Below are 25151 nucleotides of genomic sequence, written 5' to 3' on the forward strand. Positions count from 1 at the left end.
GGGTCCCGCCCGACGGCCGCCTAACACAACACGAGGAACGAGTTTACCGGATGAGCACTCATTCGCCCGCGTGCCAGCGCCTACTGGCCGAATTGCTTTCCACTCCAAAGGGTTCCGTGGACCACGACATCGCCGCCTACGTGCGTGCTCACTCGCCTGCCGAGGGCTGGACGCTCGTGCTGACGGCGATCTTGGAGGACGCGCCGCAGGACACGGTCGGTGCCCGCCGCTTGTGGCCGCTGCTGAACGCCGAGGTGGCGCGATGACCACCACCATCTATTACGAGGTCGACGGCCAGCCGGTCCCGGCATCCCTGTGCATGTGGGTGCTCATCGCACCCTGCGGCTGCGAGTGTGCCTGGGCGCTGACGGAATACACCGCGACCGAGGACCAGGCGTGGGAGGACTTTTCGCGGCCTACGGCCGTTCGTCGGCGGGACGAGCAGCTCGGCTACCGGATGACGGTCAAGCGGCGCAGTGACGTCCAAATGGCCGACTGCACCACCCACACGCCGAAGTGGGGTGTGGAGCCGCGCCCGAAACTCGACGGCCACACGTGGGCGGCCAAGCGCGGGGGACGCGGCTTGCACCTGGTCCCGCTCGTCATCGAGAAGAACGGTTACGTGATCAACGATGACCGCGTAGCGGCGGTGTGTGGCAGAGCGGACGCCTACTCCTGGTCCGTTCAGCCGGCCGCCGTCGAAGGGCAGGTCGACTGCAAGTCGTGCATCGGACGCGCGAAGCGCCTTGCGGACGGGGCGGTGACGGCATGAGCGCACCCGAAACCGTCCCCATCCCAACCGCTTCCGACCCGGTCCCGGAGGACGCGCTGGCGTTCGTCGCGGACTTGCTGCGCAGGCCCGCCGGTTCGGTCCCGCTTTTCGTTGGTGAGCTGGTCCGCCCGGCCATCTTCAACGGCACCCGCGAGGACGCCCTGTGGGCGGCGCAGGGGTTGATGGATGTGTACGGGGAGCCCGGCCCCCGGCAGTCGCGGGAGGCGGAGCTGGGTTACGAGCTGTGGTTGCTGCTCGGCGGTTACGCGGCGACGCCGGGCCGGACAGCGCGGAATGCGGATGGCGGCGCTGGCTTTCTGGCGCTCCTGCGCAGGCGGGGGTTGCTGGCATGAGCAGGCATCTGCATCTCCCTCATCCGCACCTGCCCGACATCGCCGAGGTCGCTGCACGCGTCCTGGTGGAGACGCGCCTGCATCTGGCCCGGCCGAAAGTCGCACATATCGACCCGGCCGCGGTCGCTCGGTGGGGCGAGTGGCTGACCCCGGAGCAGTGGGAGGACGAGCACACCGGAAGGAGCCACCAGTGATCCGCGACTACACCGACTTCATCGACAACTCCGTCGGCATCGACCCAGCCGGCTGCGGCTGTACGGACTGCATCACCGGCAACTCGGTACCGCTGAACTCGGGGGATATGCCGGAGTTGGCGCGCCAAGCCGCCCGCGGACGCCCGCTGACCAACCGCTGCGGACAGCCGTTGGTCCTCAACCCGATGGATCCGTCGATCCGCGAGGTTCCCGAGGACTTCCCGGATCGCTGGCGGTTCAGCAATGACAAGGTCACCAATCTCCTCGATTTCGTAGAGGAGGAGCGGTGAATCCGGCGGAGCTGGCCGGCGTCGTCGCGGTGGGGATGGAGCGGCTGCTCAGCGACGCTGCCACGCTGCCCGCCAGCGAGCCGGATCCTGATGAGCCGCAGCCGATGACGGACGCCGAGCAGGCCCGCCTCCGCCGGCCCTCGACGCGGCCGGACCGTGATGGTGCGCCCTGGTTCAGCGCGTGCGAGGCCGCCGCCAAGCTCGGCGCTGTCATGCACACCGCCGGCACATCGTTCATCCCCGTCGATCAGTCCCAGATCATTCAACCCGCGAACCAGGAGCCCGGTGATGGTTGAGCTGACCGAGCGTGTGTCGATCACGGCCGAGGCTGTCGAACTCGGTTGGGTGATGAACCAGATCTCCAGCGACGCCACCGTGTTCGCCTACAGCGGGCGTTGGCTGGCTGTGCAGTGGACGGCGGACGGTGAAGCCCGGCGCGCACAGCTGTCCTGTGAGGGCGGCACGGTGATCATCGCCGACCGTGAATACACAGGCGACGGAGCATCGATCGGGCCCTGGGTGCGAGACACGCTGCGCACCTGGCTGATCCAATTCCAATCGGAGGTCGGCGCATGACCGATCCGTCGAAACTGGTGATCGACCCCATCGCCTACGAGCGCGCCCATGTGGCCGAGGATGCCGCGATCCGGCAGTGCCTCGAGCATGTTCGCCGGTATGTGGACGCGCTGCTGGTCAGCGAAATTCCGACACATCGCCTGATCGGTGGCGAGCTGTCGCTCCTGCTGTTGAAGGAGACGTTGTGATGATCCTGTTCTGCTACGGCGTGATCCTCGTGGTCGTTGTCGCGACGGCCTGCCTGATCGGTGCTGTGGCCTGGCATGAGTGGGTCAAGATCCACGTGTTCGCGATTGCCTGCTCCGACTGCGAAGGCAGCGGATCCGCTGCTGGTGCTGGCGGTTTCGAGGACGAGGAGTGCCCTACCTGCTGGGGTAGCGGTGCGGAGATCGATCCGGATGATGATGCCGGCGACCGTGCCCGCGCCGAACGTCTCGACTACGAGGCGGGTGTGTGGTGAGCAAGCAACTGCAACGCCGGTTCACCGACGACGAGGTTCGCGAGATCATCGACCAGCACCAGCGGATGAATATCTCCGAGATCGCGCGCCTGTTCAAAGCTCACCCGTCGACGATCCACAACATCGTCACCGGCAAGACCTACCGCAACGTCACCCATGACACCGCCGCAGGCAAGACGTGTCAGTGCCCGGCGTGCCGGACCTCGAAGCAGGCCGACGCGAACGTCGCTCTGATCCTCGACACCAACGTCGCGATCCTGTGCTTCTACTGCCAGCGGCCGACTCAGGTGACGGTGCGCCGCGGCCTGGACATGCACGGCGAAATCTCTTGCGGCACATGCGCAGGCGGGAGCCACGAATGACAACCATCGGATCAGCGGATCTCGACGCCGTGACGGGGCCGATGAAGCACATCACTGCCGAGGAGCGAGAACGCGCCGCCCTGACGGTCTGCCACTACGCCACCGACACCGCCGACGCTGCCGAGCTGCTGGCGATGCTCGGGCTGGCCGAGCCGAAGCCCGCGCCCATCCCGCCGGCGCCGACTACTCCTCGCTTCGCCAGGAACGGCCCGGCCCGGCGGCACATCATCTCCTTGCGGGATGCGCACGATATTTCGCTGGCACGGATCGCGCTCGCCGCCGGCCTGCGAAACCACACAGTCGGCGAAATCCTGCGTAGCGAGACCTCGCTGCAGAGCACGGTGGACGCGATCCTCGCTGTCACTGTTGAGGACTGCGCACCGCCGATTGTGGAGTGCGAGTGCGGAGCAACGTTCGCCCGCCGCGCGAACGGCAACCAGCGCTGCACGCACTGCCTGCTCGGACAGGTGCCAGTCGGTCCCGCCCGCGAGCACGTGAAATTGCTGCGAGCGCGCCTGACGCTGAAACAGATCAGGGCGATGTCCGGCTTCAGTGAGGACACGATCCGCCGCATCGGCAGCCCTGATGTCCACCTGGCGCGCACGCATATCGCGCCGGAAACCGAGGCACGGATCCTCGCCCTCGAGATTCCCGGGGCGACAACATGAGCGAACTTTTTCTCTCCGATGGCTTCTCGCGTCTGCGTTTGGCGCGTGATCCTGACGGCTCGGTTCGCCTGACCATCGGCGACGAGGGTGAGACCGGCTGCACCTTCACCGCCGGCCGCCACAACACCGCCGAGATCATCGCGTTCCTCCGACCCGCGCGCCTGTTCCCCACGCGGCCGGACCACTACCGGCGCGACCAATTCGATCCGCGAGACGAGGTGCTGTGATGGACCAGGCTCCCACTGAACCTGGCCTCTACGATGCCGTGCCCGAGGAGGTCTATCACGCGGACCGCGGTTCGCTGTCTTCCTCGGGTGCCCGGAAGCTGCTGCCCCCGTACTCGCCGGCGTCGTTCCGGTGGATGCAGGACAGCCCGCCCGAGCGCCGGGACTACTTCGACGTCGGCCATGCCGCGCACTCGCTGGTGCTCGGTGTCGGCGCGCCGATACACGAGGTGCGGCACGAGGACTGGCGCAGCAAAGCGGCGAGGGAAGAACGCGAGGAGTGCTACGCCGAGGGTTCGACGCCGCTGCTGAGCCACGACTACAGCGCCGTGCGCGCTATGGCCGCCGCGGTCCGCGCGCATCCGTTGGCCGGTGCGCTGCTCAGCCGCGGCCTCGCCGAACAGTCCGGCTATCACATCGACCCGGCCACCGGTGTCATGTTGCGGTTCCGACCGGACTACATCACCGAAACCCGCGACGGCCGCAAGCTGATCGTCGACTACAAATCCAGCCGATCCGCCGACCCGCGCGCGTTCGCCGCTTCGGCAGCGAGATACGGCTACCACCAGCAACAACCCTGGTACAGCGAAGGGCTGCAAGCGGTCCTCGATCTGGACTACGAACCGGACCTGCTGTTCGTGGTGCAGGACAAGAACCCGCCCTACCTCGTGTCGGTCATCGGCCTGGAAGAACACGACATACAGCGCGGTCGCGAGCTGAACCGGCGCGCCATCGACATCTTCGCCGAGTGCCACACCACCGGTGAATGGCCCGGCTACCCGAACGAGATCCATTACCTGAGCCTGCCCAAGTGGTCGGCCTATCAAGATGAGGAGTCGCTCGCGTGAGCACCGACATCGCTGTGCCCGAACGCAACTCGCCTGTCGCACTGACCAGCGCGATGGTGGTCAGCCTGCAGGACCAGGTCGCTGCGCTCGACGCCGCATACCGGCTGGCGCAGTCGCTGTGCAAGACGACCTTCGCGCCGAAGGATTACCGCGGCAAACCCCAGGACGGTGCCGTCGCGATCCTGTTCGGGCAGAAGCTCGGCTTGGACGCGGTGCAGTCGCTGCAGAACGTGATCGTCATCCACGGCAAACCCTCCCTCGAGGCACGCACCATGCGCGCCGTGCTCCTCGCCCACGGCCACAAGGTCTGGACCGTCGAGACCACCGCCGAACGAGCCGTCGTGCGCGGGCGCCGCGCCGACGCCGACAGCGACGAGCAGGACGAGGAATCGGTGTGGGACATGGAACGTGTCCGCAAGGCCGGCTACGAGAAGCGCAACGAGAAGTACCGCACCGAGCCGACGAACATGCTCTACGCCCGCGCGCTCGCTGAGACCTGCCGCCGAACCGCGCCGGAGCTGCTGATCGGCATCGAGTACGACCCGAACGAGCTGCGCGACATCGGCCCCACCCAGGCCACCTCGGAGCGGGTGACGGCCGCCGACATCATCGCCGCCCCGCAGGAACCCGAACAGGCGCTCGAGCCGGAGCCTGCCGAGGAGTGGGTGGACGTGGAGGTCGAAGAGACGCCGTCGGCAGACGAAGAGGCTGACCAGGTCGAGGCGGACCCCGAGGGCGGTGATCCGGAGTGAGCGTCCAACCCTCCCTGCAGAACATGGCCAAGGACGCTGTCATGGGCTTCGCCAACAGGCCGGCCCCGAAACCCGTCTCCCCGCCGAAGCCGAAGCGCCGCTACACCGGTGCGCACCCGACCACGATCATCCTCGTCAAGGATCGGGCCCGCGGCTGCTGCGAACGCTGCGGCCGTTCGGTGCCGATCGACGCCGAGGTGCATCACCGGATCCCGCGCGGTATGGGTGGAACGCGTGACCCTCGCGTCAACCTCGTGTCCGCGCTGGTCTTGCTCTGCGGTGACTGCCATCGATGGATCGAGTCCTACCGCAACGCTGCCCGTGAGGACGGCTGGCTGGTGCTGCGCAACGCCGAACCATCGGCGGTAGCGATCCACTCGGCGTTGCACGGTGTCGTGCTGCTCTCCGATGACGGCGGCCTGGAGCCGGTCGGAGGTGCCGCATGACCCCGATCGAACAACGTGTGTGGCAGAGCCTGGTCACACTGACATCCCGCCTGCCAGCGGAGATCGACTCACACCTGCACCGCAGCGACGGTCTCACCCATTTCGAGTACCGCGTGTTGTCGACGCTGTCGCAAACACCAGGTCATCGCGTGCGGCTTGTCGTGCTGGCGGAGCAAACCCACGGGTCGCTGTCGCGGCTCTCGCATGTGCTGAACAAGTTGGAGCGAGCCGGCTGGGTGCGGCGTGAACGTCCAGCGTTCGGGCGCGGTGTCCGCGCGGTCCTCACCGAGGCTGGGCACGCTGTTGTCGCCGAGGCCACACCTGGCTACCAGAAGCTCGTACAAACCCTGGTGTTCGACGGACTCGACGACCACCAACTGCCTCCGTTGGCGAGGCTGCTCGAGGTGCTGGTGGCGCACACCGAGGCATCTGGGGGTGCGGCATGACCACCCCCGTCATGACCGCCTATCAGGGCCGACCCGGCTGTGACGACGTGCGCTGCACACGCCACGCCAACCGAACATCCGAAACCCCGTGTCTGGGATGGCATTGCGGGACCTGCCATCAACCGTTGGATCGGACTGGCAGCTGCTGCCCTGTCGAAGGAGCCGCATCATGACCATCAACGTTCTCTGGCTGGGCGGCACCGGTTGGGGCCGCGGCGGCGACGGGATCTCCGAGACGTTCGCCAAGCACCTGGACCCGAAGCGGTTCGCGTTCGGTTTCATCGAGTACCCGGCTACCTATGGCGCCGGCCAGTCCTACGGGGATAGCCGTGCGGCTGGACGCCGAGCGTTGCGGGCGGCGATCAAGTCGAGTCCGGGCCCGATCGTCATCGGGGGCTACAGCCAAGGTGCCGGTATTGCTGGAGACATTGCCGCGGATATCGGTCACAGCATGTCGCGGGTGCGGGCGTGTGCGTTGATCGCGGACCCGATGCGCATGCCCGGCGCCGGGATGCCCGGTGTGATGCCAGCGTCGGGGTTCGGTATCTCCGGGCCTCGCGCGATCGGTGGCGTCCCGACCTTTTGGGCCGCGGCTGAAGGCGATCCGATCACCGCACTGCCGGCGGGGAATCCGTTGCGCAGCATCGCGGACTTCACCAAATTCATGGCGATCGACGACCCTGTCGCCGCCCACCGGTGGGGTGCGGAGCTTGTGAAAGACGCCATCCATGGGCGGTGGCAGCGCTGGTGGTCGTGGGAGAACGTGCGCTCCTGGAACGGCGCTATCGCCTACGCCCGCGGCTATGTGGTCGACGGGCGCCACACCAACGACTACGTCCTGCACGGGCATTGCCAGCGCCTCGCCGAGTGCATCAACCGGGAGGTGTCGTGATGGCGCGGGTTTTCGAATTTCCGAAACTGGTTCCGCAGGACACTCTGTTTCCGGCGGACGCGGAAACATGGTGGCCTGCAATAGGAAACGCTGAGCCCGGCCTCTGTGCGGGTTGCTGGATGGTGGATATCGGATTGTCCGTTAACCGGTCAGCGGACAGTCCGTTGACCGCAAAACCCCTGCGAGATACGAAGATTCACAAACTCGCGGAAACAATGCTGTGCGGTAACTCCGCTAGAATAAGGAACGGCCCCGACGGTGCTGGACACACCAATGCCGGGGCCTACCACGCTCCATTCCTGCCAGAAATAGAAGGCGAGGTACCAGCTATCTTAGCCGCCCCTCATCAGGGGCTCACTGATGCTGAGATTCGCGATCGTCAGGTCGGCCTGCTCGACGAGCGCCGCCGGCGTTGCGAGGTGTCGTGATGCCCCGCGATGACGTTCTCCGCGCAGCGTTGCGGGACGACAAGTTCCGCGCCCTGCCGGCCTCGGCGCGCGCCCTGTTCGCCGAGATGCTCATCCTTGGTCCGACCAGCAGCGCGGGAGTCCTTCCGCTGATGCCCGCGAAGTGGGCCGCGGGTTCGCTGGACACCACCGAGCGGTCGGCGATGGAAGACCTCGCCCTGTTGTCCGCGGTGGACCGCGTGGTTGTGGATCTGAAGACGTTCGAGGTGTTGATCCGCAACTTCATTCGCGACTGCGGAGTGTGGCGTAATCCCAACCATTTTCGGGGCGCTCTGAATTCGGCACAGGATGTGGCCAGTCCGTTTCTTCGGCAGTGCTTGGCGTTGGAGCTTCGACGCATCGGCGGCCCACTCGTGCTGGAGGCCGTCGAGGTCCTCACGGCGGATATGGATTCGGACAACCGCGAGGACGCTCCAGAGATGGAGCGCCAAGGCATCGACGATGTGTCTGCGCCGGGGAGTGAACCGAATTCCGTGCGGCCATCTGGTGATTCATCGGAGGTGCCGTGATGGCGGTTGCTAGCGGGTGCGAGCGTGTGCAGATCTGTACCTCAAAAATGTTGTCCGACACGCGCATTCGTGACATCGCAAGTCGAGTGCTGTCACGTAACTGGGGTAGAATTGAGAATGACCCCGGAGGCGCTGGCACGCCAATTCCGGGGTCTTACCTCAGCACATCCCTTGAACCAGGAGATGAGGCGTCCATGAGTGTACCCACTCTGGCTGACCTTGAGCCTGAAGAAGCGCAACGGCAAGTCATCGGCATGCTCGATGACCTCCGTCGCCAGGCCGAGCACATTCAATTCCATCGCCCTCGCCTCATGCTGCTCGCTCGCAAATACGGGCTATCGCATGCCGAGATCGCGGCGGTCCTCGCAATGAGCGAACCCGCCGTGCGGCAAGCGGTCCGGCGTGCGAAGGATTCGCCGGGGCTGGAGTCCATCGAGTGAGTGAGACCGACGAGTTCGATGTCACCGTCGACGGCTACTTCGCGATCCTGCCGGAGTGGATCATCGACGCGGACATCTCCGATCGGGCGGTGCGTCTGTATGCGGTGTTGCGGCGCTTCGCCGGCGGTGATTTGAAGGCGCGTCCGTCCCGGAAGAAGCTGGCCGCGCGCCTCCGTACGTCCCTCAGTTCGGTGGATCGGGCGCTGTCGGAGCTGCAGGCCATCGGTGCGGTCACTGTTCGTCACCGGTGGACGAATACGAGCCTGTCCAGCTTCACCTATGCCAAAGATTCCGATCATCCGATGCGGGCTGCGAGCCGATACATCCTGCATAGCGCCCCTGCCCGACGCGTCGCTGCGTCGGGGGGTGTCGTCACCCATGACGACACCCCTGTCGTCACCCATGACGAGAGGGTGTCGTCACCAGTGACAGAAGGGGTCTCGTCACCCATGACGAGAGGGGTGTCGTCACCGGTGACGCATGAACTAAAGCCAGATGAACCAAAGAAAGATCAAAAGATTTCTTCGTCGGTGAAACCGCCGAGGAAGACTGAACCCAGACGCGATGACGTCGAAGCCCTCTGCGCCCGGCTTCGCGACGGGGTCCGAGGTAACGGCTCGAAGGCGACTGTCACCGACGCCTGGCGTCGAGAGGCGCGGCTACTGCTCGACAAGGACGGGCATGAGCTGGGCAAGTGCCTGAACCTCATCGACTGGAGTCAGTCGAACCACTTCTGGCGCAGGAACATCCTGTCGATGGCGAAGTTTCGCGAGCAGTACGACCGCCTTCGGCTCAACGCGCTCGACGAGTACGAGCGCAAGACCGCCACACCGGCCAACGGCTCGACCGCTGACCAGCGAGTCGCCCAAGCCCAAGCCGCCGGGGCCGCCCTCGCCGCCCGCATGGAGAACGAGCAGAAAGCGCTGATGTCATGACCCCACTGGAGACCGCCGACGTCCTCGCCGCCATCGCCTCGCTCGACCTGCGCACCATCGGCGAGGCCGACATCATCGCCTGGCACGCCGTGATCGGCGACCTAGACAAGACGCTGGCGCTGGAAGCCGTTGTCGTGCACCACAAGACCAACACCGACCGGATCAAACCCGCCCACCTGATCGGTATCGCCAAGCAGATCCGCCGCGACCGCGCCGAGCGGGAGAACGCCGACGCCGAAGCCCGCGCCGCGTTCGAGGACCACCGCGATCAACGCCTCGGGATAGGCGGCAACAAGGCGCTCGGCGGCCTGCCGATCCCGACCATCGGGCAGCCGGTGTGGCCGGCCTACGAGGTGAACGACGCGATCAACCGACCGTGCCCGCACTGCCGCGCGCAGGCCAACGACGCGTGCGTGGACCCGTCCAACAGCCGACCCACCCGGATGCCCTGCCTTGCCCGCCTGACCGGCAAGACCGACCTGACCGACACCCCCGAATCCCGGAGATGACCAATGCTTGAAATCAACGTCTACGGCAAGCCCGGCTGCCAGCAATGCACCGCCACGACCCGCCACCTCGCGCGCCTCGGGCTGCCCTACGCCTACCGCGACGTCACCCAGGACCCGCTGTGGGCGGACACCGTCACGGCCCTCGGCTATCAGTCGCTGCCCGTGGTCACGGTCGGGGACCTGCATTGGTCCGGGTACCGGCACGACCGGCTGCAGCGGCTCGCCCAGATCCATGCTGACGCACCGGATGTGGCTGTGCTCGAGCCGGCCGCGACCGCGTACCTGCTCGCCGAGGAAGGCGAAGCCAATGCCTGACCGCCTGTCTGATGAGCAGCTGGCCGCGCTCACCGCCTACGTCCACACCGACGAGGCCGGCGATTACGTCCAACCGTGGCTGAGGTCGATGGCCGTCGAGCTGATCGCATCCCGTGCCCGCATCGCCGCGCTGGAGGGCGCGCAGAAACCCGGCGCGGCGATGCCGCTCAGCGTGTTTCGTGACTGGCTGGAGTCCGGCAGCCGCGGACTCAGCTCGAACGCGATTGTCCGCGCCCTGACCGGGCACAGTGCACTACCCGGCAAGCGGGTCTTCGCGGGCACCGACGCACCAGGCGACGCCGGTGACTTTTGGCGATGCGAGGAGTTGCTGCGCGCCGTGCCCGAAGCTCGTGAGCACCTCGCGGTGATGGCCCATGTATCACCGGAATGGGCTGCGCTGGTGCCGGCGTGGGACGAGCTGGTCGCACTGGAGCACCGCCCGCTGACTCGGCGGATCTGGGATCTGATCGAGCCGCGGCAGCAGGCCGCCCGCGACGGCGAGGGCCACATCCGACTGCACGGAGGCCGCGGAGTGCTCGTCGCCCGCAACACCGACACCCGCGCGGATGTCCAGGGGTGGCGAGATCGGGCCACCGAGCCTCGGTTCGCTGCCCAGTACGACGCCGCCCTAGCGCTCTTCGATCAGGAGGCCGGCCATGCCTGACCCATGCATCCCCACCGATGACCAGCTGGCCGAAGTGATCGCGACCGAGGACTGGACCCTGGTGGACCCTCGCGCCACGGTCACGGAGTTGGTGGCCGCCCGTGCCCGTATCGCCGAGCTGGAGCGCGAGCGAGACACCGGTTACCGGGGCCGCGCCGAAGTCCTTGCTGTCCTCGCGCAGATCTTTCCCTCGCAGATGCCATGGCCGGAAGCCCCCGGCGACTGGCCAGTCCTGTTCCTGACCACTCCTGAAGGTCAGGTGTCCTGGCATATCAACCCGGGGGATCTGGACCTGTTCGACACCGACAGATACGCCATGGTGAACGACGAAGATCCCGGTAGTCGGACGGTTTGGGATGGGCATACGACCAAGCAGAAGTCGGACCGCCTGCACCGGCTGGCCACCTGCTATCAGCCTGCGGACCTCCTGGTCGAACAGCACGAAATCGATGTGGCCCGCGCCCGTATCGCCGAGCTGGAGGGCGCGCTCGATGGCTGCGAAGTTGAGGGCGTCGAGTACGCCTACCGGGTGTCCACCGCTGACGGTCTCGGCTACCGCCGCTACGAGGCTGACACGCGCGAGCATGCCGAGCAGATGGCGCAGCGAATGTCGGCCATGTCAGGCACGGCAGGGGTGGCTGAGGAGCGTCCGATGCTGTCGTGGCGTCCACTGTCCAAGGCGGCGGAGGTGCCGAATGCCTGAGCACCTGCACACCGTCACCGACGACCAGCCGCCCGAGGTCGACGGCGACGACATGACCTCGCTCCCGGACCTCGCGGCCGCCGCCGCCCGCATCAACGAGTACATCTCCTGGTTCGGTGACGGCCGGATCGAGATCGAGACCGACCACCCTGGACAGCCCGGACTGTTCGCCCGGGACCTGTTCGTTGTCGCCCGCGCCGCCGAGGAGGTTCGTTCCGATGGCTGAGATTCAGGTCGGCACCCTCCTGAAGGGCTTCTGCCATGGCGCGTTCGGCCGCGACTCGTACGCCGACAAGCGCGTCGAGGCGATCGGCGCGGACTGGGTAGTCGTCCGCGATGACGGCGGGGCCGCGCTGATGTACAGCGGGAGCACCGAGGAGCTGGCCGCGTACACGGTCAACTGCGGTTGCGGGTGTTCCGATGGCGAGTGACCGCGACACACTGGCGTTCGACAATCCCGACCGGCTCGCATTGGAAGCGCTCGCGGAGCAGGTGTTGCAGTCGGACCACTTCCGCGCTCCTGTGACGTTCGCGCTGCGATTCATTACCGCGATCTTGGAGGCGGGTTGGCGTCCTCCCGTCCGCGAGATCTTCTTGGCCGAGGACTTCGCCGATGGCGACGCCGCAGAAAGCGAGCACCGATGAGCGACACCAAGACCTGCGTCCGCTGCGGCCGTGAGGGCACCCAGCAGTTCCGGAGAGCCGCCAACCCGGCAACCGGTAGGGCGGAGTGGCAGTGCGCTTACTGGGCGCCGTGCCGGGAGCGTGAGCGTGAGCGTGAGGTCGCCCGCCTGGAGAGCGAGGCCGGCGAATGAGTCAGCTCCCCACGGGATCCCGGGACCCGGGCCATCCGTTGCGTTGGGTCGCCGAGCTCGAGGCCGAGCGCGACAACGCCCTGGCCGCGATCGAGGTCATGCAGACCGCGCACGAGCAGCAGCTCACCCGGCAAGCCAAGGCGCTCGCCAAGGCACACCGGAAGATCGAGCGGATGACCGCGGCGTTGGAGGCGGCGCAGCGTCCCCCGCTCGGGTACGCCGTCGGGCCGCGCACCAGCGCGCCGTTCCCACCCAACATCGAGGACGTGCACCCGACGCGCGAAGGCGCCGAGGCTGAAGCGAAGACGCTACAAGAGGCGCAGGAGTGGACCGAGTATCGCGTGTACGAGGTTCGGGAGGTTCGGCCGTGACCGTGCCGAGCCCGAATTCTTGCCGCTACTGCGACGTCGACCGCGATGCACATTTGCAGCGTTGGGTGCCCGAGGTCGACTGGCACGGGTGGATCGAGCCGACGGACGAGCAGCGGAAGGCCCGCATGCTGGCCGCTCGGGAGGTGCGGCCGTGACCGCCCGCTATCACCTGCGCACCCCCGAAGGGGCCGAAGCCCTGGCCAGCCTACGCACCCTCGCGGCAGCAGCGGACAAAGAACTGGCCGCCGGTATGCCGCTACCGATCGGTGACGCGATGCTGGCGCACATGACAGGCGGGCTGGGATTCCCGGGCGCGGCGTTGATCCTGCTGGACATGGTGGACGAACTACTGGCGGAGGATTAGCCGTGAGCTTCCAGCGTGACGAGGAAGCCCGCGAGGCCCGGCTCGAGGTGACCTTCGGCCGACTGATTCTGGCTCGGGTGGCTGAGGCGTACGCCGTCGACGAGGAGGCGCGGCGTGCGGACACCCGGCTACTGGACAGCGTGGCACTGACGGATAGCCGCCTCGGCAGCAGTCCGCGCCAGTTCCTGGCTGTCGACGTGACCCTGGGCGATCTGCACTGACTCGATATCGAACTCGGCGGCGATGTCGACCCAGTGCACTGTCCACGTCCACGCATCGCGGCCCGTGTTCCAGTGCACGGAAGCGAAGTAGGTGCCGATGTCCAGGACTGCGGCTTCGGGGCGGTCCGACTTCCAGTCGCCGGTGTAGGTGAGTTGCATGACGGGGATCCTCCTCGGATCGTTGTTGGCGGGTGAGGGTTTGGGCGTGGGGGAGCGCCGTTGCTCCCCATGGCGACAGTCGTTGTCGCCTGCCCCGTGGTGGCCTAGTGGTCAGCGCCGCGCCCGGAGCGTGCCGGGCGCCACGCAGACGACTCGGTCAGAGGATGGTGAGGTACAGCTCGGTGGTTTGCTCGAAGACCCCGCGCAGCTGGTCGACGTGCAGCCCCTCGAAGGACTTGCGCACCTTGAACTCAAAGCCGCGGATGTTGCCGAATTCCATGCTGTAGGTGTCGTCGTCGGCGAGCAGGATCCGGACCGTGCGGACCTTGCCTGCGTTGGCCATGATCGTGAACGCCACGCCGTTCTCCAGGACCAGGAAGTCCTTCGCGGCAACGACCGCGACCAGACGGCGCTGGCTCCCGGCGAGCTGCTCGATGATCGTGCGGGCGATTACCTGGCGCTCATCGGTGGTGTATGTGGTGGTCATCGACTTCTCCTTGCGGCGGGGGTGCCAACTCAGTATGCCAAATAGATTGGCATATATGCAACCCTGTTTGGCCAACCAGTTATGCTAAACCTGTGGACGAACTAGACCGCGCCGTCGCCAAACACGAACGCGCCAAGAGAGCCGAGAACGACACGCGCGCAGAGCTACACGCCGTCATCCGGAAGGTGCTCACCGAACGCGCAGACGAACGAGGCGCACAGGCCGACGTGTCCCGCCGGACCGGCTACACCCGCGAAACACTCCGCCTGCTCATGAAGGAGGGGACACCGTGAGGACATTCCCGCCGCCGCCTGGAACCACCCCGCCGGCGCGGCGCGTCCAGTCCCGGCATGGACATCGATTGGTTGACGCCGGCGCAACGAGCCCATCTCGCCCGCTGTACCCCGGAAGCCCGACCGCTGGTGCTCGCCCGGTGGTGGCAGTGGAGGGCCGGGGTGTACTTCGACAACTGCCTGCCGCCCGAGCTGGCGACGAGAGAGGATGAGACATGACCGGCTACCGTGCGCGGATGTTGTTCGGCTGGGCAATGTTCGCTGTCTGGACTGTGGTGATCGAACAGCGGCCTGCCTGGGAGATTGCTGTGCTCGCCGCGACGCTGGCGGCACTGATCGTCTTAACGCGCCTTCTGGGGAGGGTTCATGTCGGCTGAGGATGTTCTGGCCCGGCTGCGGGCTGGCCTGGACGCAGACGAGCGCATCGCTCGGGCGGCGGCCGGGCGCGCGGCAGAGTGGCGTTCAGACGGCAAGGGCGTGGAAGGTGGACCGTTCACGCCCGCCGACCCGGAGTGGGGGATCCTCGAGGCCGGCGAGCACACCATCGTCTACGACGAGGGCTGGCCGCTTGCGGCCGAGGCGCTCCACATCGCGGCGTTCGACCCGGCCCGCGTCCTGGGGCAGGTAGAGGCGATACGGAAGCTGATCGCGGAGCGCGATGACATGGTCGTTGTCGATGACTACGAGCGGGGGTACGTCGAAGGTCTCAGCCGCGCGCTGGAGATCCTGGCCTCCATCTACCCCGACCCCACCGAGGAGAGCTGAGATGAGCTACCCGATTGCGCCGCGCTGGTGGCGTCTGGACCCGCGATCGCCAGTCGAACTGGATTGGTCCGATCACAACCGCGACGTCGAGGAATTCTCACTGACCGCTCCATCTCGGACGCTGGCATCGAGGCGGTGCATCAGCCTGCGTCCCTACAAGGACGACTGGTTCGAAGGCGCTTGGAAGCGTGTGTACGGGGCGTGGCGAACATTCGACTTACGCGCCTGTCCCGATACTCAGTACGGGGAGATCCACGGCCGCACCACGATTGTGGATGGCATGCCGATGGTTGACGTGTTCGCTACAGATCCGCCAACGGTAGGCGAATGGCGTCTGGCCGACCCCACCGAGGAGAAGCCATGACCCTCAAGGCCCCATTCACTGCCGAGCAGATCGCCGGAATCAACGCCGGAATCGACGCCGCCAGCGCTGATTTCAACGCGAAGATGTCGGTGTTGGGTGATGCTGCTCAATCGGCGTTCGGCGCTGCCATAGAGAAGATGCGCGCCGTCGTGCAGGCCATGCGGGAGAAGCCATGAGCGACGAGACCGCCAGCCAGCCTGCGGCCGAAGCCGGTTGGACTCATTGGGAGTGCCCTGCTTGCGGTGAGGTGGTGTACGACGGCCGCCAGATCTCCGCGACGGATCTGGGGGAGCTGGTGGGGATACATCGGGTCGCGTGCGAGGCGACGGCAGACGAATCCCCGAGCTGACCTGAGCTGCAACGACGCTTGCCCACAGCCTGCGAGCATCGGCGCATGAACTACATCTTCATCGACCAGGCCACCCAGGAGCGCTACCCGTTCACCTCACTGCCCTGGACCCCGAGTGTCGGCGACCAGGTGCAGATGACAGAGGAGGTGGCGATCGAGACCGTCACCGAGATCATCTGGAGGCCCTGGAAGGACGAGGTCATCTTCAACCTCGGAAAGGTTCCCGGCGAGCCCTTCCAGCGGACCGGGAGGAGGGGCTACGTGCTTCCCTCGTGATTCGCACCGGCGGCCTTCACCATCTCGAACGCCTGTGCGTGTGGCGGCTCGAGATCCGCGCCCGAAATCGCTACGCTCGCTACTGGTCGGCTAATCGAGTAGCGAGGGTGTGCGATGGAAACGGTGGAGCATGAATGCCGGCAAGGCCGCCGCTGCAAAGCCCGCACCCGCACCGCCGACGACCACTGGCACGGCGCAGGCGTCGAGAAACCCGAATCCCTCTGCCGGGCATGCGAACAGTCCGCGTTCGCTGACATCCGCGAACTCGGCGATGACTACAGCCTGCTCGCCGCCGCATCCGGCAAGCCGCAATCGCAACGCGGCGGCCCGAAAGTGTCCGGGTCCAGCGAACCCTCGATTCCGATCAACCTCGCCGCTGACACCCTGGTGACCGCGATCGAGGAGGAGTCCGCCCGCTGGGCGCGTCGACTACCCGGCGAAGGCTGGGAACTGACCGTGATCTCCTCAAACCTCGGCGTCCTGGTAGGTCTCCCGCCGCAACGGGTGACTGTGTGGGCACCTCACCCCGACGGCGGAGACGACATCCGTGAGACGGTGATGGACGGTGTCGACGCTGTCCTAGCCCTCGCCGCGCTGCATCAGCGGGCGACCAAGGTCCTCGGTTTGGAACCCGAACGCGATCAGAAACTGGACGAACCCTGCCACGTGTGCGGGTGGGCCGCGGTCACGGTGTCGGTGAAGACCCAGCTGGTGACCTGCCACCGCTGCCACAACGTATGGCATCAGGACGAATTCAGCAGACTCAACAATCCCTTGGCTGCGGCATGAAAATCGTCACCCGCGCCGAGCTGAAGGCCATGCCTATCGGGACGCTCTACACCGAGTTCCACGAGGACGGCAAGAAGGGTTGGCCCTTCGGGCCCGACTCGCTGTTCATCGGCGACTGCGGCTACATCGACGACTTCTACATGATCGGCATCGGCACCCCCGACGCGGAAAGCACGGAGGTCCTGTTCGACCGCCAGGGCGAGATGGAGCAGCAGGGCGCCGCCTACCCTGTCGACCTCGCCACCGACCGCGAGGGGATGTACCAGGACCATTGCCGGTACCTCGTGTGGGAGCCCGAAGACATCCGCGACATCGTGGCCCGCACGGCATGGTTCGCGGCACAGCAGGGGGAGTGGAACGCCACCCGCCGCTACCGCATCCGTAAACCAGACGGCACGACGCGGGCTGACCTCGACGCAAGCGAGCAGGACGCCCGCGAGTCGGCCCAACCCGGCGAGGTCGTTGAGCGGATGTATGAACGCCACGAAACCGAATGGCGGCCTGTATGACCGAGATCCGCCGCAACAACCTCGAGTGGGCCCGTGACATCGCCCGCGCCTACCGAGCAGCCCTCCGTGCAGTCGACCCCGCCAAATGCGCCGAGCTAGACACCTTGGCTCGCGCCCGCGGGCAACGCTGGATCGGAACCACTTTGGTCGCTGTCGGCTCGGTGGAGGAGTCGATGGACAAGGAACTCACCGCAGGCCAGATCGAGCAGCTCCTCGGCATCCCTGCGTCCACAGTGCGCAGCTGGGCGCGTGCAAGCCGCCGCGATCCTGACGACCCCTCGAAGCCGTTGCTGCCCCAACACAGAGGCTCACATGGTCCCCGCTACCTGCCGCGAGAAGTCCTCGCTGTCCAAGCGCGACACCGCAGTGGCACACCTGTTCGCGCGGCGGCTGGACAATAGCGGGCGTGCCAGGCACGATGATCAGCGGGCACAGCTGTGCCATTCTCCGGACGTTGTTCCGGCTCCCCTGATCTCGCAGCGCTCAGCCTTCCCTTGCCGTTCGGTCGAACGCTGCGACCCTCGTTGGCCGGGTATCCCGAGGTGCTGCCACCTCTCCCTCGTAAGCGGTCGGACCCGGCAACGCCCATCCGTCCGGGATTCCCGGACCCCTTCCCGAGGAGGCGTGATGGCAACCGCGTCACTCGAAATCGACATCGACACGCTCGCTGCAGCTGTCGCGGACAAGATCCTGCCGAAATCGCATGAGGTGATGTTGAGCCGCCGCGACATCGAGCACGTCGCATTGTCGATGGCCGACTGCTTCAGCGACGCAGAGGCCGACGTGCTCAACCGCCTCCGCGCTGCGCTCGGTCTCGGCCCCGTCGAGAAGGTCGGGCAGGGCGCGACACGACATTGGAGGACCAAGTGATCGACCTCGCCGCCCTGATCCGCTCCTGGTGTCATCCCGCCCCACGGACACTGCAGGACCCGATGGTGTACACCGCCCCGATGGGCTGGTGGACATGGTGAGCGATTGGGGCGGCGTGGACGAGCCCACCCTGAGCGACCGCCGCCTTGCATGGCTGGCGAGGCGCGCACGCCGCCAGGTAGGCCGAGGGCTCAGGGTAATCCGTCTGCAGCGCCTCGCGGACGTTATCGACCCGCCCCTGCCCCCATGGTGGCTACGGCGGCCCACGCCATATGTCGAGGCGTTCGCCCCCGCAGGGCCTGCGCCGGCGGCCGCAATGCCCGTCTACGAGGACGTCATGCTGGCGCAGGCACGCTGGATGGACGAGGGGAAGCGCCGCAAGCTGATCGAGGTGGCTATGTCCGAACCGGACCCCGTCAAGGCGGGCCAGGCAGCGGACGAGTTGCGATGGATGCACACCCATGGCTACGCGTAAAGCGTTGGCTGGCGCGTTGATCCGCCTCGCCCACCGCATCTACAGGCCGCAGGTGACCTACCTGCCCGCCGTGGACGTCACCGCGGGGCTGGGTGGCCATGGAGGCCCGGCCGTCTCCTCCATCCACTTCGCTGACCCTGCTGAGGTCATGCGGATCGCTGACAAGCAGGCGAAGCGCTGGGCGACGCTGCTCGACCGCTTGGACGACTGACGATGACCGAGCGCCTCGAAGCCGTCTGGCTGCGGATCGTGCAGGCGCTGCTCCACCGCCTCGGCGTGAAGCTCGGATAGGAGGCGCGAATGATCTTCGGATTCTTCACTAACGCTGACGTCATCGACGCCGTCAACGAATCACGTTACGCAACAGAGAGATTGGATAAGAAAATGGGTGCTGTAGCTAACCAGCTCGCCGGCGTGAAGGACCAGCTGGACAAGATCCAGGCCGAGGTGAGCCGCAAGGGCGAGCTGGACGCCGACGATCTGGCCGCTCTGCAGGCGGTGAAGGACGGCATCAACGCCGTGGACGCGCTCACCCCGGACGCGCCGCCGGCGGAGCCGACCGAACCGACCGAGTGACCCTGTCGCCCCGCCCTCGCCGGCGGGGCGCTACAGCTGTTTGTGCCGAGAGTTCACTGGTCGCAATCGAATCGGCGGTATGTTTTGTGACAGGAGATAACTGATGGGTAGCGTCGATCTGGACACCATCCTCACCGCTGGCACGATCGCGACCATCCTGATCCGCGCCGCTATCGAGATCGTCAGCACGCTTCGGTGACCGAACCCCTTGAGCCCTCGCCGATCCCGTACCGCACTCTCCTCGCCGCGGCCAAGGAAGTCTTGGACTACCGCGAGATCGCCAACCCCGCCCTCGCCGACTACCTCCTCCGCACAGGCCACGATCACCCCCTCGCCGGCGCGCTGACGGACCTACGGCAGGCAGTCGACCTATGTGAAAGACGCGCGCTGTGACAACCACAGAGCCCCAGCTCGCCATCGCCAACGCCCGAGTGTGCATGTGGGACGGCGCCTGGCAGCTCCGCTACGACATGGGTGGCCTCACCGCTTACCTGGCCGAGGGCGGTCTCAGCTTCACGATCCCGGCGGACAGCGACGCCGCCCGCTTCCTCGTCAATGAAGACCACCCGATCGTGCATGTCACGGTCGACGACAACGGCCAGCGCCGATGGGGTGTGGTGAATGACTGGACGCTGCACAAGACCGGGCCATGCGCCAAGTGCGAACACTGCACGCAGCCGGCGCTCACAGTCACGGTGCGGGAGTGGCGGCCAGTCTAATGACAACCACGCAGCCACTCACGCCCGAGCAGATCGAGGAATGGGCACAGGCGTGCCAGTCGTACCCGCAGCGCTACGTCTGCGGCACAGAGCAGCCGCCCATCATCGTCCCCGGATGGCTTTGGGATGCGATGGAGCAGCACGACACCGAGTGGTTCGACCAGCTCCGCACCAACGGACTAGTCGTCCGGCACCAACCACGGCGCTGATGGCTCGAGCAAGGCTCCGTGTCTGCTCCGAGCCTCGCTGTCCCGCTACCCAATACGAGCCCCGCTGTCCCACTCACAGGGCTGAGCGAGACCGCTACTACCAGGCGACCACACCCACCAAGGCGACGAGGGACAGGGCCGAGCGGGCACGCCGAGCAGCCGCGGTCACAGCCCATCGAGCACAGCATGGCGACTGGTGCCCCGGATGGAAGCGACCCGCCCACCCGAGTACGGACCTGACAGCGGACCACCGCGACGCCATCGCCGGCGGAGGCAGACCAGACGGCCCGCTACAGGTGCTGTGCCGGGCATGCAACGCCAGCAAGGGCGCGAGATAGCAAGGCCACACGCACCCTGTTGCAACACGCTGACCTGCACATATGACACGCGCGCTGCATAGCCGCAGGTCAGAGCCGTGCGATCAGGTGAGTGTCGACCGAACCGCAGATCCTCTCGTGACCGCAGCCCTCTGACCTGCACGAACGCCACACTATCTACATAAGTGCAGGTCAAAGCGTCGCAACTCGATGCACAACACCTTCGATCACGATGACCTCGAGACACATCGGTCGAACGCTAATCGGGTCATCATCATCGAGGCCCAATCAGCCGGCCGAGTTATCCACAGGCACAGGGTTATCCACAGGTTGACACCGGCCGCACGCTGTGAGCCAGACGCGTGGGGTAGCCGATCGGTAACCACTAATGCAGTGAAGTCAGACCAGGCCCGATTAGCGAAACCGAACCAAGCGGTCCTAATCGGGTCTCGTCAGCCGAGACCCCCACAAGACCCAGGGGGGCACCCCTTGACAGGGCCCCGCCGCCCACCTTCGGGGAGGGCGCTCACCCGCGCGACGGGTTCAGAGGGCCTCGATCAACATCACTGCATTAAGACCGGCCGGTCCTAATGGGGTGTTGGTGCTGGAGACCGCATTAGGACCGAGCAGTCCTATTCGGGTGTTGGTCGCGCAGACCTGATTAGGACTCGACGGTCTGGTCGCGGCTCATGTTCTCCCCATCCACTGGGTGGGTCACTGTCTCCGGCCGGCGCGATGCCGTTCGGGGGTTCGTCCAGGGCGGCGCGATGCTGCCAGGAGGTAACTGAAATGCGTGGTGGCGCAAGGAATCGTTCCGGGCCGCAAGCTGATCCGAAGTCGGGTCGCTCGGACCGGCGCCAGCTGAGCTTCACGGCGCTGCCGGCGGAGGGCTACACCGGCGTCGTGCCGGAGTATCCGTTGATGCCGCGGCGGGTGATGCGCTGGGAGTACGGCGAGAAGGGCGCCCGCTGGCAAACCGTCGACGAGGAAGCGACGGCATTCGTCGCCGAGCGTGAAGCGCAGCTGTGGGCGTGGGCTTGGACCACACCCCAAGCGGTGGCCTGGGCCAACGAATCCTGGCGGTGGCAGGCAATCGCCCACTGGGTACGGACCTCGGTCATCTGCGAATCCGATGAGGCCATGGCGTCGGACCGCGGTTCGCTGCACCGGTTCGCCGATCAGATCGGACTCACCCCGGCCGGGCTGAAAGAGAACTGCTGGCAAATCGCCGCGGACGAAGTGGCGGCGGCCCGAGCGGAGAAGAAGCCGAAGGCGCCGAGTTCGACACCGACACCGCGTCGGCTCAGGCCGGTGGCCGGTGGAGCCGACTGACGGCTTCGTCGTCGACTTCCCGACCCTCGGCGATATCGCGGAGGCGTGGACGCGGCGGCACTGCTGCATCCCGGACGGCTACCGGCGCGGCGCGGAGTTCGTGTGGTCGGATTGGCAGTTCTGGAACGGCGCCAACTTCTACCGAATTCGGCCCGGCGCGCAATGGCGGACCGACGATGAGCCGCTGCTGAACCAGGCATTCACCTACCGCCGCGGCCAGGTCGTCGCCCCGCAGAAGACCGGCAAAGGCCCATGGTCGGCGTCGGTCACCTGCCTGGAAGCTGTTGGCCCGTCGCAGTTCCTTGGCTGGGCGGACAAGGGCGATGGGTGGGCGTGCTCCGAGTGGGGTTGCGGGTGCGGCTGGGAGTACGAGTACCTGACCGGTGAGCCGATGGCGATGCGTCACCCGTCACCGGTCATCCAGCTGACTGCCACCAACGAAGACCAGGTCGCCAACATCTACCGGCCTCTCACCGCGATGATCAAGCTCGGGCCGCTCTCGGACCTGATGGCGGTGCGGGAAGGCTTCATCCGGATTATGGGTGAGGTCGGTGGCGATGATTTCGACCGCATCGACGCCGTCACGTCCTCGGCTACCGGCCGTGTCGGTAACCCGATTAGTTTCGCGTTCCAGGACGAGTCGGGGCTGTACACGAAGCAGAACAAGATGGTCGGGGTGGCTGAGACCCAGCGTCGCGGCGCGGCCGGCATGGGCGGGCGGACGATGGAAACCACGAACGCGTGGGATCCGGCCCAGCATTCGACCGCGCAACGCACCTACGAGGCGCAGGCCCCGGATATCTGGAAGTTCTTCCGGCAGCCTCCCAAGGGTCTGAGCTGGGGAAACAAGCGGGACCGCCGCAAGATCCTGCGCTACGTCTACGACGGAAGCCCGTGGGTCAACCTCGATTCGATCGAAGCAGAGGCGCTCGAGCTGAACGAATTGGACCCGGCGCAGGCGGAACGGTTCTTCGGTAACCGGCTGGTGGCCCGGTCCGGGTCGTGGCTGCCGCAAGGCCTCTGGGAGGGCCGTCATGTCGACGCTGTGGCTTCCTAACCCGCCGCCGGGAACGCCGGTGTGTGTGGGGTTCGACGGGTCGGAGAACAACGACTGGACGGCTCTGCGCTGCGAGACCCGCGACGGACTGCAGTTCACTCCACGGTTCGGGCCCGATGAGCAGCCGACGATCTGGAACCCGGCGACCTCGGGCGGCCAGATTCGCCGCGGCGAGGTTCATGCGGCGATCGACAAGGTGTTCACGACCTACGAGGTAGCCCGGCTGTACGCGGACCCGCACGATTGGCGCACCGAGATCAGCGAGTGGGCACTGACTTACGGCGAGGAAAAGGTCTTCGAATGGGCGACCAACCGACCCCGCCAGATGTATGAGTCGATCCGCCGGTTCGAGGCCGACCTGAAGACTCGGATCACCCAGGACGGGTGCCCGATCACGCAAACCCATATGGACAACTGCCGCAAGGTGCCCAAGCCCGGCGACACCTACGTGCTCGGAAAACCCAACGACCACCAGAAGATCGACGCCGCGATCACTTCGATCCTCGCCCATGAAGCCGCCTGTGATGCGCGCGCCGCGGGCTGGGAAGACGTCGACGGCCGGATGTTCTGCTTCAGCTGAGGAGGTGAGCATGGCGGTAGTACTGCGTACGAAGCTCGCTGACGACGAACGCGACATGGTGAACAAGCTGACTGGCCGATTGGCCAACCGGTCGCGTGAGGACAAGCTGTACGACGCGTATTACGAAGGTGCGCAACGCCTCAAGCACATCGGCCTCGCCGTGCCGGAAGATCTCCGGATCTTCGAGCTGGTGGTGAACTGGCCGTGCTCCTACCTCGACGAGGTGGCACGCCGGCAGAAGGTCAAGCGCGTCTACCGCCCCGGCGCGGAGCAGGTGGATTCGACGCTGCAGGAGGCGTTCGACGTCAATAACCTCGCCGCGGAGATCCCGATTCTGGCCACCGAGAACATGATTTTCGGGCGGGTTTTCATGACCGTCGGCAGCAATGAGGACGACCCGGAACACCCTCTCATCACTGTGGAGTCGCCGCGGCAGATGTCGTGTCTGGTGAACCAGCGGCGACGCCGAATGGATGCTGCGCTGCGGAAGTATCAGGAGGAGGACGGCACTCACGTCGCGACGCTGATGCTGCCCGACAAGACGATTCAGCTGAGGGCGACCAGCAATGGCTGGGATATCGACGAGGTCGGCGACGACAACGGTGTCGACCAGCACAATCTAGGCAAGGTGCCGGCGGTGATGTTCCTGAATCGCCGTCGGCTCGGGAAGTGGACCGGCACCACGGAGATGCGCGACATCATCCCCATCACCGACGCCTGCGCCCGCACGCTGACGGATCTGCAGTACGGCGTGGAAACGGTGGCCGTGCCGAAGCGGTACGCCATCGGCATCAGCAAGGGCGACTTCGTCGACAAGGATGGGAACCCGTTGCCGGCGTGGCAGTCGTACTACCAGGCGATGTGGGCGACCCAGAAGTCCTCCAAGGATGTGTCTATCGGCCAGCTGCCCGGCGCGGACCTGTCGAACTTTCACGACACGGTCAGGATGTACGCCGAGCTGGCTTCCAGCGTGACCGGCCTGCCGTTCCGCTACTTCGGTGCCAACACAGCGAATCCGGCGGCCGAAGGCGCGATCCGGGCGGATGAGTCCCGGGTGATCTCCAACGCGGAGTCGAAGAACGCCGTGCTCGGCGTCGGGTTGTCATGGGTGTTCGCCCTCTATGAACGGTTCCGCACCACCGCGTGGCCGGAGGCGGGGGAGCAGATCGCGATCGAGTGGCGCGACCCGGCCACGCCGACGAAGGCCGAGATGGCGGACGCGATCCAGAAGTTGAACGGCGGCACCCCTGTCCTGTCCCGGGAGGGTTCTTGGGATGAGATGGGCTGGGACGAAGCCCGCAAGACGCGCGAACGCGGCTACTTCGACGACCAGGAGACCGACCCCGAGGTCCGCAATCTGCGCGCCGAGCTGGCCGCGGACCGCTCGCAGCCGGAGGACAACGGGCTGCCGGTCGGCGTACTCGAGTAG

The 25151-nt window shown here is 66.3% G+C and carries 51 protein-coding genes; 50 read left to right on the plus strand and 1 reads right to left on the minus strand.

The annotated features are described in order from the left end of the window. Nucleotides 1-50 precede the first annotated feature (50 nt). The 31 genes from AB0H76_RS15045 to AB0H76_RS15195 all read left to right on the plus strand — a co-directional run bounded on the left by AB0H76_RS15045 (nucleotide 51) and on the right by AB0H76_RS15195 (nucleotide 13596). Nucleotides 51-266: a hypothetical protein gene (locus AB0H76_RS15045; protein WP_357323005.1), complete on the plus strand. Its 216-nt coding sequence runs from the start codon at nucleotides 51-53 to the stop codon at nucleotides 264-266. Beyond that, on the plus strand, nucleotides 263-772 hold the full coding sequence (locus AB0H76_RS15050) for a hypothetical protein (protein ID WP_357323008.1): 510 nt from the start codon (nucleotides 263-265) through the stop codon (nucleotides 770-772). The genes AB0H76_RS15045 and AB0H76_RS15050 overlap by 4 nt, the downstream gene beginning before the upstream one ends. Then, nucleotides 769-1125, plus strand: a complete 357-nt coding sequence (locus AB0H76_RS15055) for a hypothetical protein (RefSeq protein WP_357323011.1) — start codon at nucleotides 769-771, stop codon at nucleotides 1123-1125. The genes AB0H76_RS15050 and AB0H76_RS15055 overlap by 4 nt, the downstream gene beginning before the upstream one ends. After that, nucleotides 1122-1319: a hypothetical protein gene (locus AB0H76_RS15060; RefSeq protein ID WP_357323014.1), complete on the plus strand. Its 198-nt coding sequence runs from the start codon at nucleotides 1122-1124 to the stop codon at nucleotides 1317-1319. Before AB0H76_RS15055 ends, AB0H76_RS15060 begins: the two co-directional genes overlap by 4 nt. Next, the gene (locus AB0H76_RS15065) at nucleotides 1316-1609 is read left to right on the plus strand and encodes a hypothetical protein (RefSeq protein ID WP_357323017.1); all 294 of its coding nucleotides are present in this window, start codon (nucleotides 1316-1318) and stop codon (nucleotides 1607-1609) included. The genes AB0H76_RS15060 and AB0H76_RS15065 overlap by 4 nt, the downstream gene beginning before the upstream one ends. Beyond that, entirely contained in the window at nucleotides 1606-1905 is a 300-nt protein-coding gene (locus AB0H76_RS15070; RefSeq protein ID WP_357323020.1) for a hypothetical protein, read from the plus strand. Before AB0H76_RS15065 ends, AB0H76_RS15070 begins: the two co-directional genes overlap by 4 nt. Continuing rightward, on the plus strand, nucleotides 1898-2185 hold the full coding sequence (locus AB0H76_RS15075; protein ID WP_357323022.1) for a hypothetical protein: 288 nt from the start codon (nucleotides 1898-1900) through the stop codon (nucleotides 2183-2185). The genes AB0H76_RS15070 and AB0H76_RS15075 overlap by 8 nt, the downstream gene beginning before the upstream one ends. Then, nucleotides 2182-2373, plus strand: coding sequence for a hypothetical protein (locus AB0H76_RS15080; protein WP_357323025.1), 192 nt, complete (start codon nucleotides 2182-2184; stop codon nucleotides 2371-2373). The genes AB0H76_RS15075 and AB0H76_RS15080 overlap by 4 nt, the downstream gene beginning before the upstream one ends. Continuing rightward, complete coding sequence (locus AB0H76_RS15085) at nucleotides 2370-2645, plus strand: hypothetical protein (protein ID WP_357323028.1); 276 nt, start codon at nucleotides 2370-2372, stop codon at nucleotides 2643-2645. The genes AB0H76_RS15080 and AB0H76_RS15085 overlap by 4 nt, the downstream gene beginning before the upstream one ends. Continuing rightward, on the plus strand, nucleotides 2642-3007 hold the full coding sequence (locus tag AB0H76_RS15090; protein ID WP_357323031.1) for a transposase family protein: 366 nt from the start codon (nucleotides 2642-2644) through the stop codon (nucleotides 3005-3007). The genes AB0H76_RS15085 and AB0H76_RS15090 overlap by 4 nt, the downstream gene beginning before the upstream one ends. Continuing rightward, nucleotides 3004-3675, plus strand: a complete 672-nt coding sequence (locus AB0H76_RS15095) for a hypothetical protein (protein WP_357323034.1) — start codon at nucleotides 3004-3006, stop codon at nucleotides 3673-3675. The genes AB0H76_RS15090 and AB0H76_RS15095 overlap by 4 nt, the downstream gene beginning before the upstream one ends. Beyond that, entirely contained in the window at nucleotides 3672-3902 is a 231-nt protein-coding gene (locus AB0H76_RS15100; protein ID WP_357323037.1) for a hypothetical protein, read from the plus strand. Before AB0H76_RS15095 ends, AB0H76_RS15100 begins: the two co-directional genes overlap by 4 nt. Further along, entirely contained in the window at nucleotides 3902-4747 is an 846-nt protein-coding gene (locus AB0H76_RS15105; protein WP_357323040.1) for a PD-(D/E)XK nuclease-like domain-containing protein, read from the plus strand. Before AB0H76_RS15100 ends, AB0H76_RS15105 begins: the two co-directional genes overlap by 1 nt. After that, complete coding sequence (locus tag AB0H76_RS15110) at nucleotides 4744-5499, plus strand: hypothetical protein (RefSeq protein WP_357323043.1); 756 nt, start codon at nucleotides 4744-4746, stop codon at nucleotides 5497-5499. The genes AB0H76_RS15105 and AB0H76_RS15110 overlap by 4 nt, the downstream gene beginning before the upstream one ends. Beyond that, complete coding sequence (locus tag AB0H76_RS15115; RefSeq protein WP_357323046.1) at nucleotides 5496-5945, plus strand: HNH endonuclease; 450 nt, start codon at nucleotides 5496-5498, stop codon at nucleotides 5943-5945. The genes AB0H76_RS15110 and AB0H76_RS15115 overlap by 4 nt, the downstream gene beginning before the upstream one ends. Then, complete coding sequence (locus AB0H76_RS15120; protein WP_357323049.1) at nucleotides 5942-6391, plus strand: MarR family transcriptional regulator; 450 nt, start codon at nucleotides 5942-5944, stop codon at nucleotides 6389-6391. Before AB0H76_RS15115 ends, AB0H76_RS15120 begins: the two co-directional genes overlap by 4 nt. A 97-nt stretch (nucleotides 6392-6488) precedes the next feature. Then, the gene (locus AB0H76_RS15125) at nucleotides 6489-7283 is read left to right on the plus strand and encodes a cutinase family protein (protein WP_357323052.1); all 795 of its coding nucleotides are present in this window, start codon (nucleotides 6489-6491) and stop codon (nucleotides 7281-7283) included. A 427-nt stretch (nucleotides 7284-7710) separates the two neighbouring features. Next, nucleotides 7711-8259, plus strand: coding sequence for a hypothetical protein (locus AB0H76_RS15130; RefSeq protein ID WP_357323054.1), 549 nt, complete (start codon nucleotides 7711-7713; stop codon nucleotides 8257-8259). Nucleotides 8260-8453: 194 nt separating this feature from the next. Further along, nucleotides 8454-8699, plus strand: coding sequence for a sigma factor-like helix-turn-helix DNA-binding protein (locus AB0H76_RS15135; RefSeq protein ID WP_357323057.1), 246 nt, complete (start codon nucleotides 8454-8456; stop codon nucleotides 8697-8699). Further along, entirely contained in the window at nucleotides 8696-9634 is a 939-nt protein-coding gene (locus AB0H76_RS15140; RefSeq protein WP_357323060.1) for a hypothetical protein, read from the plus strand. The genes AB0H76_RS15135 and AB0H76_RS15140 overlap by 4 nt, the downstream gene beginning before the upstream one ends. Next, nucleotides 9631-10143, plus strand: a complete 513-nt coding sequence (locus AB0H76_RS15145; RefSeq protein ID WP_357323063.1) for a hypothetical protein — start codon at nucleotides 9631-9633, stop codon at nucleotides 10141-10143. Before AB0H76_RS15140 ends, AB0H76_RS15145 begins: the two co-directional genes overlap by 4 nt. A 3-nt stretch (nucleotides 10144-10146) precedes the next feature. Then, a complete protein-coding gene (locus AB0H76_RS15150; RefSeq protein WP_357323066.1) occupies nucleotides 10147-10458 on the plus strand; it encodes a glutaredoxin family protein in 312 nt (103 codons plus the stop codon). After that, the gene (locus tag AB0H76_RS15155; RefSeq protein ID WP_357323069.1) at nucleotides 10451-11122 is read left to right on the plus strand and encodes a hypothetical protein; all 672 of its coding nucleotides are present in this window, start codon (nucleotides 10451-10453) and stop codon (nucleotides 11120-11122) included. The genes AB0H76_RS15150 and AB0H76_RS15155 overlap by 8 nt, the downstream gene beginning before the upstream one ends. Further along, on the plus strand, nucleotides 11115-11825 hold the full coding sequence (locus AB0H76_RS15160) for a hypothetical protein (RefSeq protein WP_357323072.1): 711 nt from the start codon (nucleotides 11115-11117) through the stop codon (nucleotides 11823-11825). Before AB0H76_RS15155 ends, AB0H76_RS15160 begins: the two co-directional genes overlap by 8 nt. Further along, on the plus strand, nucleotides 11818-12051 hold the full coding sequence (locus AB0H76_RS15165) for a hypothetical protein (RefSeq protein ID WP_357323074.1): 234 nt from the start codon (nucleotides 11818-11820) through the stop codon (nucleotides 12049-12051). The genes AB0H76_RS15160 and AB0H76_RS15165 overlap by 8 nt, the downstream gene beginning before the upstream one ends. Continuing rightward, nucleotides 12044-12256, plus strand: a complete 213-nt coding sequence (locus AB0H76_RS15170) for a hypothetical protein (RefSeq protein WP_357323076.1) — start codon at nucleotides 12044-12046, stop codon at nucleotides 12254-12256. Before AB0H76_RS15165 ends, AB0H76_RS15170 begins: the two co-directional genes overlap by 8 nt. Continuing rightward, nucleotides 12246-12470, plus strand: a complete 225-nt coding sequence (locus tag AB0H76_RS15175; RefSeq protein WP_357323079.1) for a hypothetical protein — start codon at nucleotides 12246-12248, stop codon at nucleotides 12468-12470. Before AB0H76_RS15170 ends, AB0H76_RS15175 begins: the two co-directional genes overlap by 11 nt. A gap of 166 nt (nucleotides 12471-12636) precedes the next feature. Beyond that, nucleotides 12637-13011, plus strand: coding sequence for a hypothetical protein (locus AB0H76_RS15180; protein WP_357323082.1), 375 nt, complete (start codon nucleotides 12637-12639; stop codon nucleotides 13009-13011). Beyond that, nucleotides 13008-13166: a hypothetical protein gene (locus tag AB0H76_RS15185; protein ID WP_357323085.1), complete on the plus strand. Its 159-nt coding sequence runs from the start codon at nucleotides 13008-13010 to the stop codon at nucleotides 13164-13166. The genes AB0H76_RS15180 and AB0H76_RS15185 overlap by 4 nt, the downstream gene beginning before the upstream one ends. Beyond that, nucleotides 13163-13375, plus strand: coding sequence for a hypothetical protein (locus AB0H76_RS15190; RefSeq protein WP_357323088.1), 213 nt, complete (start codon nucleotides 13163-13165; stop codon nucleotides 13373-13375). Before AB0H76_RS15185 ends, AB0H76_RS15190 begins: the two co-directional genes overlap by 4 nt. A 2-nt stretch (nucleotides 13376-13377) precedes the next feature. After that, nucleotides 13378-13596: a hypothetical protein gene (locus AB0H76_RS15195; RefSeq protein ID WP_357323091.1), complete on the plus strand. Its 219-nt coding sequence runs from the start codon at nucleotides 13378-13380 to the stop codon at nucleotides 13594-13596. Nucleotides 13597-13912: 316 nt separating this feature from the next. Here the strand turns inward: AB0H76_RS15195 and AB0H76_RS15200 are convergent, their stop codons facing one another. Continuing rightward, on the minus strand, nucleotides 13913-14242 hold the full coding sequence (locus AB0H76_RS15200; protein WP_357323094.1) for a hypothetical protein: 330 nt from the start codon (nucleotides 14240-14242) through the stop codon (nucleotides 13913-13915). 92 nt (nucleotides 14243-14334) lie between these two features. Between AB0H76_RS15200 and AB0H76_RS15205 the strand changes: the two genes are divergently transcribed. The 19 genes from AB0H76_RS15205 (at nucleotide 14335) to AB0H76_RS15295 (ending at nucleotide 25151) form a co-directional block, all read left to right on the plus strand. Then, on the plus strand, nucleotides 14335-14535 hold the full coding sequence (locus AB0H76_RS15205) for a hypothetical protein (protein ID WP_357323097.1): 201 nt from the start codon (nucleotides 14335-14337) through the stop codon (nucleotides 14533-14535). A 215-nt stretch (nucleotides 14536-14750) separates the two neighbouring features. Beyond that, nucleotides 14751-14912 carry a hypothetical protein gene (locus tag AB0H76_RS15210; protein WP_357323099.1) on the plus strand — a complete coding sequence of 54 codons (162 nt, stop codon included), beginning with the start codon at nucleotides 14751-14753 and terminating at the stop codon, nucleotides 14910-14912. Next, on the plus strand, nucleotides 14902-15300 hold the full coding sequence (locus tag AB0H76_RS15215; protein ID WP_357323102.1) for a DUF6221 family protein: 399 nt from the start codon (nucleotides 14902-14904) through the stop codon (nucleotides 15298-15300). Before AB0H76_RS15210 ends, AB0H76_RS15215 begins: the two co-directional genes overlap by 11 nt. A 1-nt stretch (nucleotide 15301) precedes the next feature. Further along, nucleotides 15302-15664 (plus strand): hypothetical protein, encoded by a 363-nt coding sequence (locus AB0H76_RS15220; protein ID WP_357323105.1) that lies wholly within the window; start codon nucleotides 15302-15304, stop codon nucleotides 15662-15664. Next, nucleotides 15661-15840, plus strand: a complete 180-nt coding sequence (locus AB0H76_RS15225) for a hypothetical protein (protein WP_357323108.1) — start codon at nucleotides 15661-15663, stop codon at nucleotides 15838-15840. Before AB0H76_RS15220 ends, AB0H76_RS15225 begins: the two co-directional genes overlap by 4 nt. Before the next feature lie 218 nt (nucleotides 15841-16058). After that, a complete protein-coding gene (locus AB0H76_RS15230; protein WP_357323110.1) occupies nucleotides 16059-16289 on the plus strand; it encodes a hypothetical protein in 231 nt (76 codons plus the stop codon). 114 nt (nucleotides 16290-16403) lie between these two features. Next, nucleotides 16404-17078 carry a hypothetical protein gene (locus tag AB0H76_RS15235; RefSeq protein ID WP_357323113.1) on the plus strand — a complete coding sequence of 225 codons (675 nt, stop codon included), beginning with the start codon at nucleotides 16404-16406 and terminating at the stop codon, nucleotides 17076-17078. Continuing rightward, the gene (locus AB0H76_RS15240) at nucleotides 17075-17587 is read left to right on the plus strand and encodes a hypothetical protein (protein ID WP_357323115.1); all 513 of its coding nucleotides are present in this window, start codon (nucleotides 17075-17077) and stop codon (nucleotides 17585-17587) included. Before AB0H76_RS15235 ends, AB0H76_RS15240 begins: the two co-directional genes overlap by 4 nt. Nucleotides 17588-18214: 627 nt before the next feature. Next, nucleotides 18215-18457, plus strand: a complete 243-nt coding sequence (locus tag AB0H76_RS15245) for a hypothetical protein (protein ID WP_357323118.1) — start codon at nucleotides 18215-18217, stop codon at nucleotides 18455-18457. A 316-nt stretch (nucleotides 18458-18773) separates the two neighbouring features. Continuing rightward, nucleotides 18774-18932 carry a hypothetical protein gene (locus tag AB0H76_RS15250; protein ID WP_357323120.1) on the plus strand — a complete coding sequence of 53 codons (159 nt, stop codon included), beginning with the start codon at nucleotides 18774-18776 and terminating at the stop codon, nucleotides 18930-18932. Beyond that, nucleotides 18919-19143, plus strand: coding sequence for a hypothetical protein (locus AB0H76_RS15255; protein WP_357323123.1), 225 nt, complete (start codon nucleotides 18919-18921; stop codon nucleotides 19141-19143). Before AB0H76_RS15250 ends, AB0H76_RS15255 begins: the two co-directional genes overlap by 14 nt. A gap of 89 nt (nucleotides 19144-19232) precedes the next feature. Continuing rightward, on the plus strand, nucleotides 19233-19508 hold the full coding sequence (locus AB0H76_RS15260) for a hypothetical protein (protein ID WP_357323125.1): 276 nt from the start codon (nucleotides 19233-19235) through the stop codon (nucleotides 19506-19508). 195 nt (nucleotides 19509-19703) lie between these two features. After that, on the plus strand, nucleotides 19704-19901 hold the full coding sequence (locus tag AB0H76_RS15265) for a hypothetical protein (protein WP_357323127.1): 198 nt from the start codon (nucleotides 19704-19706) through the stop codon (nucleotides 19899-19901). After that, nucleotides 19898-20227 carry a hypothetical protein gene (locus tag AB0H76_RS15270; RefSeq protein ID WP_357323130.1) on the plus strand — a complete coding sequence of 110 codons (330 nt, stop codon included), beginning with the start codon at nucleotides 19898-19900 and terminating at the stop codon, nucleotides 20225-20227. The genes AB0H76_RS15265 and AB0H76_RS15270 overlap by 4 nt, the downstream gene beginning before the upstream one ends. After that, on the plus strand, nucleotides 20227-20436 hold the full coding sequence (locus tag AB0H76_RS15275; RefSeq protein ID WP_357323132.1) for a hypothetical protein: 210 nt from the start codon (nucleotides 20227-20229) through the stop codon (nucleotides 20434-20436). Before AB0H76_RS15270 ends, AB0H76_RS15275 begins: the two co-directional genes overlap by 1 nt. Nucleotides 20437-21542: 1106 nt before the next feature. Further along, on the plus strand, nucleotides 21543-22085 hold the full coding sequence (locus AB0H76_RS15280) for a hypothetical protein (RefSeq protein WP_357323135.1): 543 nt from the start codon (nucleotides 21543-21545) through the stop codon (nucleotides 22083-22085). Further along, nucleotides 22072-23142, plus strand: coding sequence for a terminase (locus tag AB0H76_RS15285; protein WP_357323138.1), 1071 nt, complete (start codon nucleotides 22072-22074; stop codon nucleotides 23140-23142). The genes AB0H76_RS15280 and AB0H76_RS15285 overlap by 14 nt, the downstream gene beginning before the upstream one ends. Further along, nucleotides 23120-23722, plus strand: a complete 603-nt coding sequence (locus AB0H76_RS15290; RefSeq protein ID WP_357323140.1) for a terminase — start codon at nucleotides 23120-23122, stop codon at nucleotides 23720-23722. The genes AB0H76_RS15285 and AB0H76_RS15290 overlap by 23 nt, the downstream gene beginning before the upstream one ends. Before the next feature lie 10 nt (nucleotides 23723-23732). Continuing rightward, nucleotides 23733-25151, plus strand: a complete 1419-nt coding sequence (locus tag AB0H76_RS15295) for a phage portal protein (RefSeq protein WP_357323142.1) — start codon at nucleotides 23733-23735, stop codon at nucleotides 25149-25151.

This window comes from Nocardia sp. NPDC050712 (assembly GCF_040654295.1).
GTDB lineage: Bacteria > Actinomycetota > Actinomycetes > Mycobacteriales > Mycobacteriaceae > Nocardia.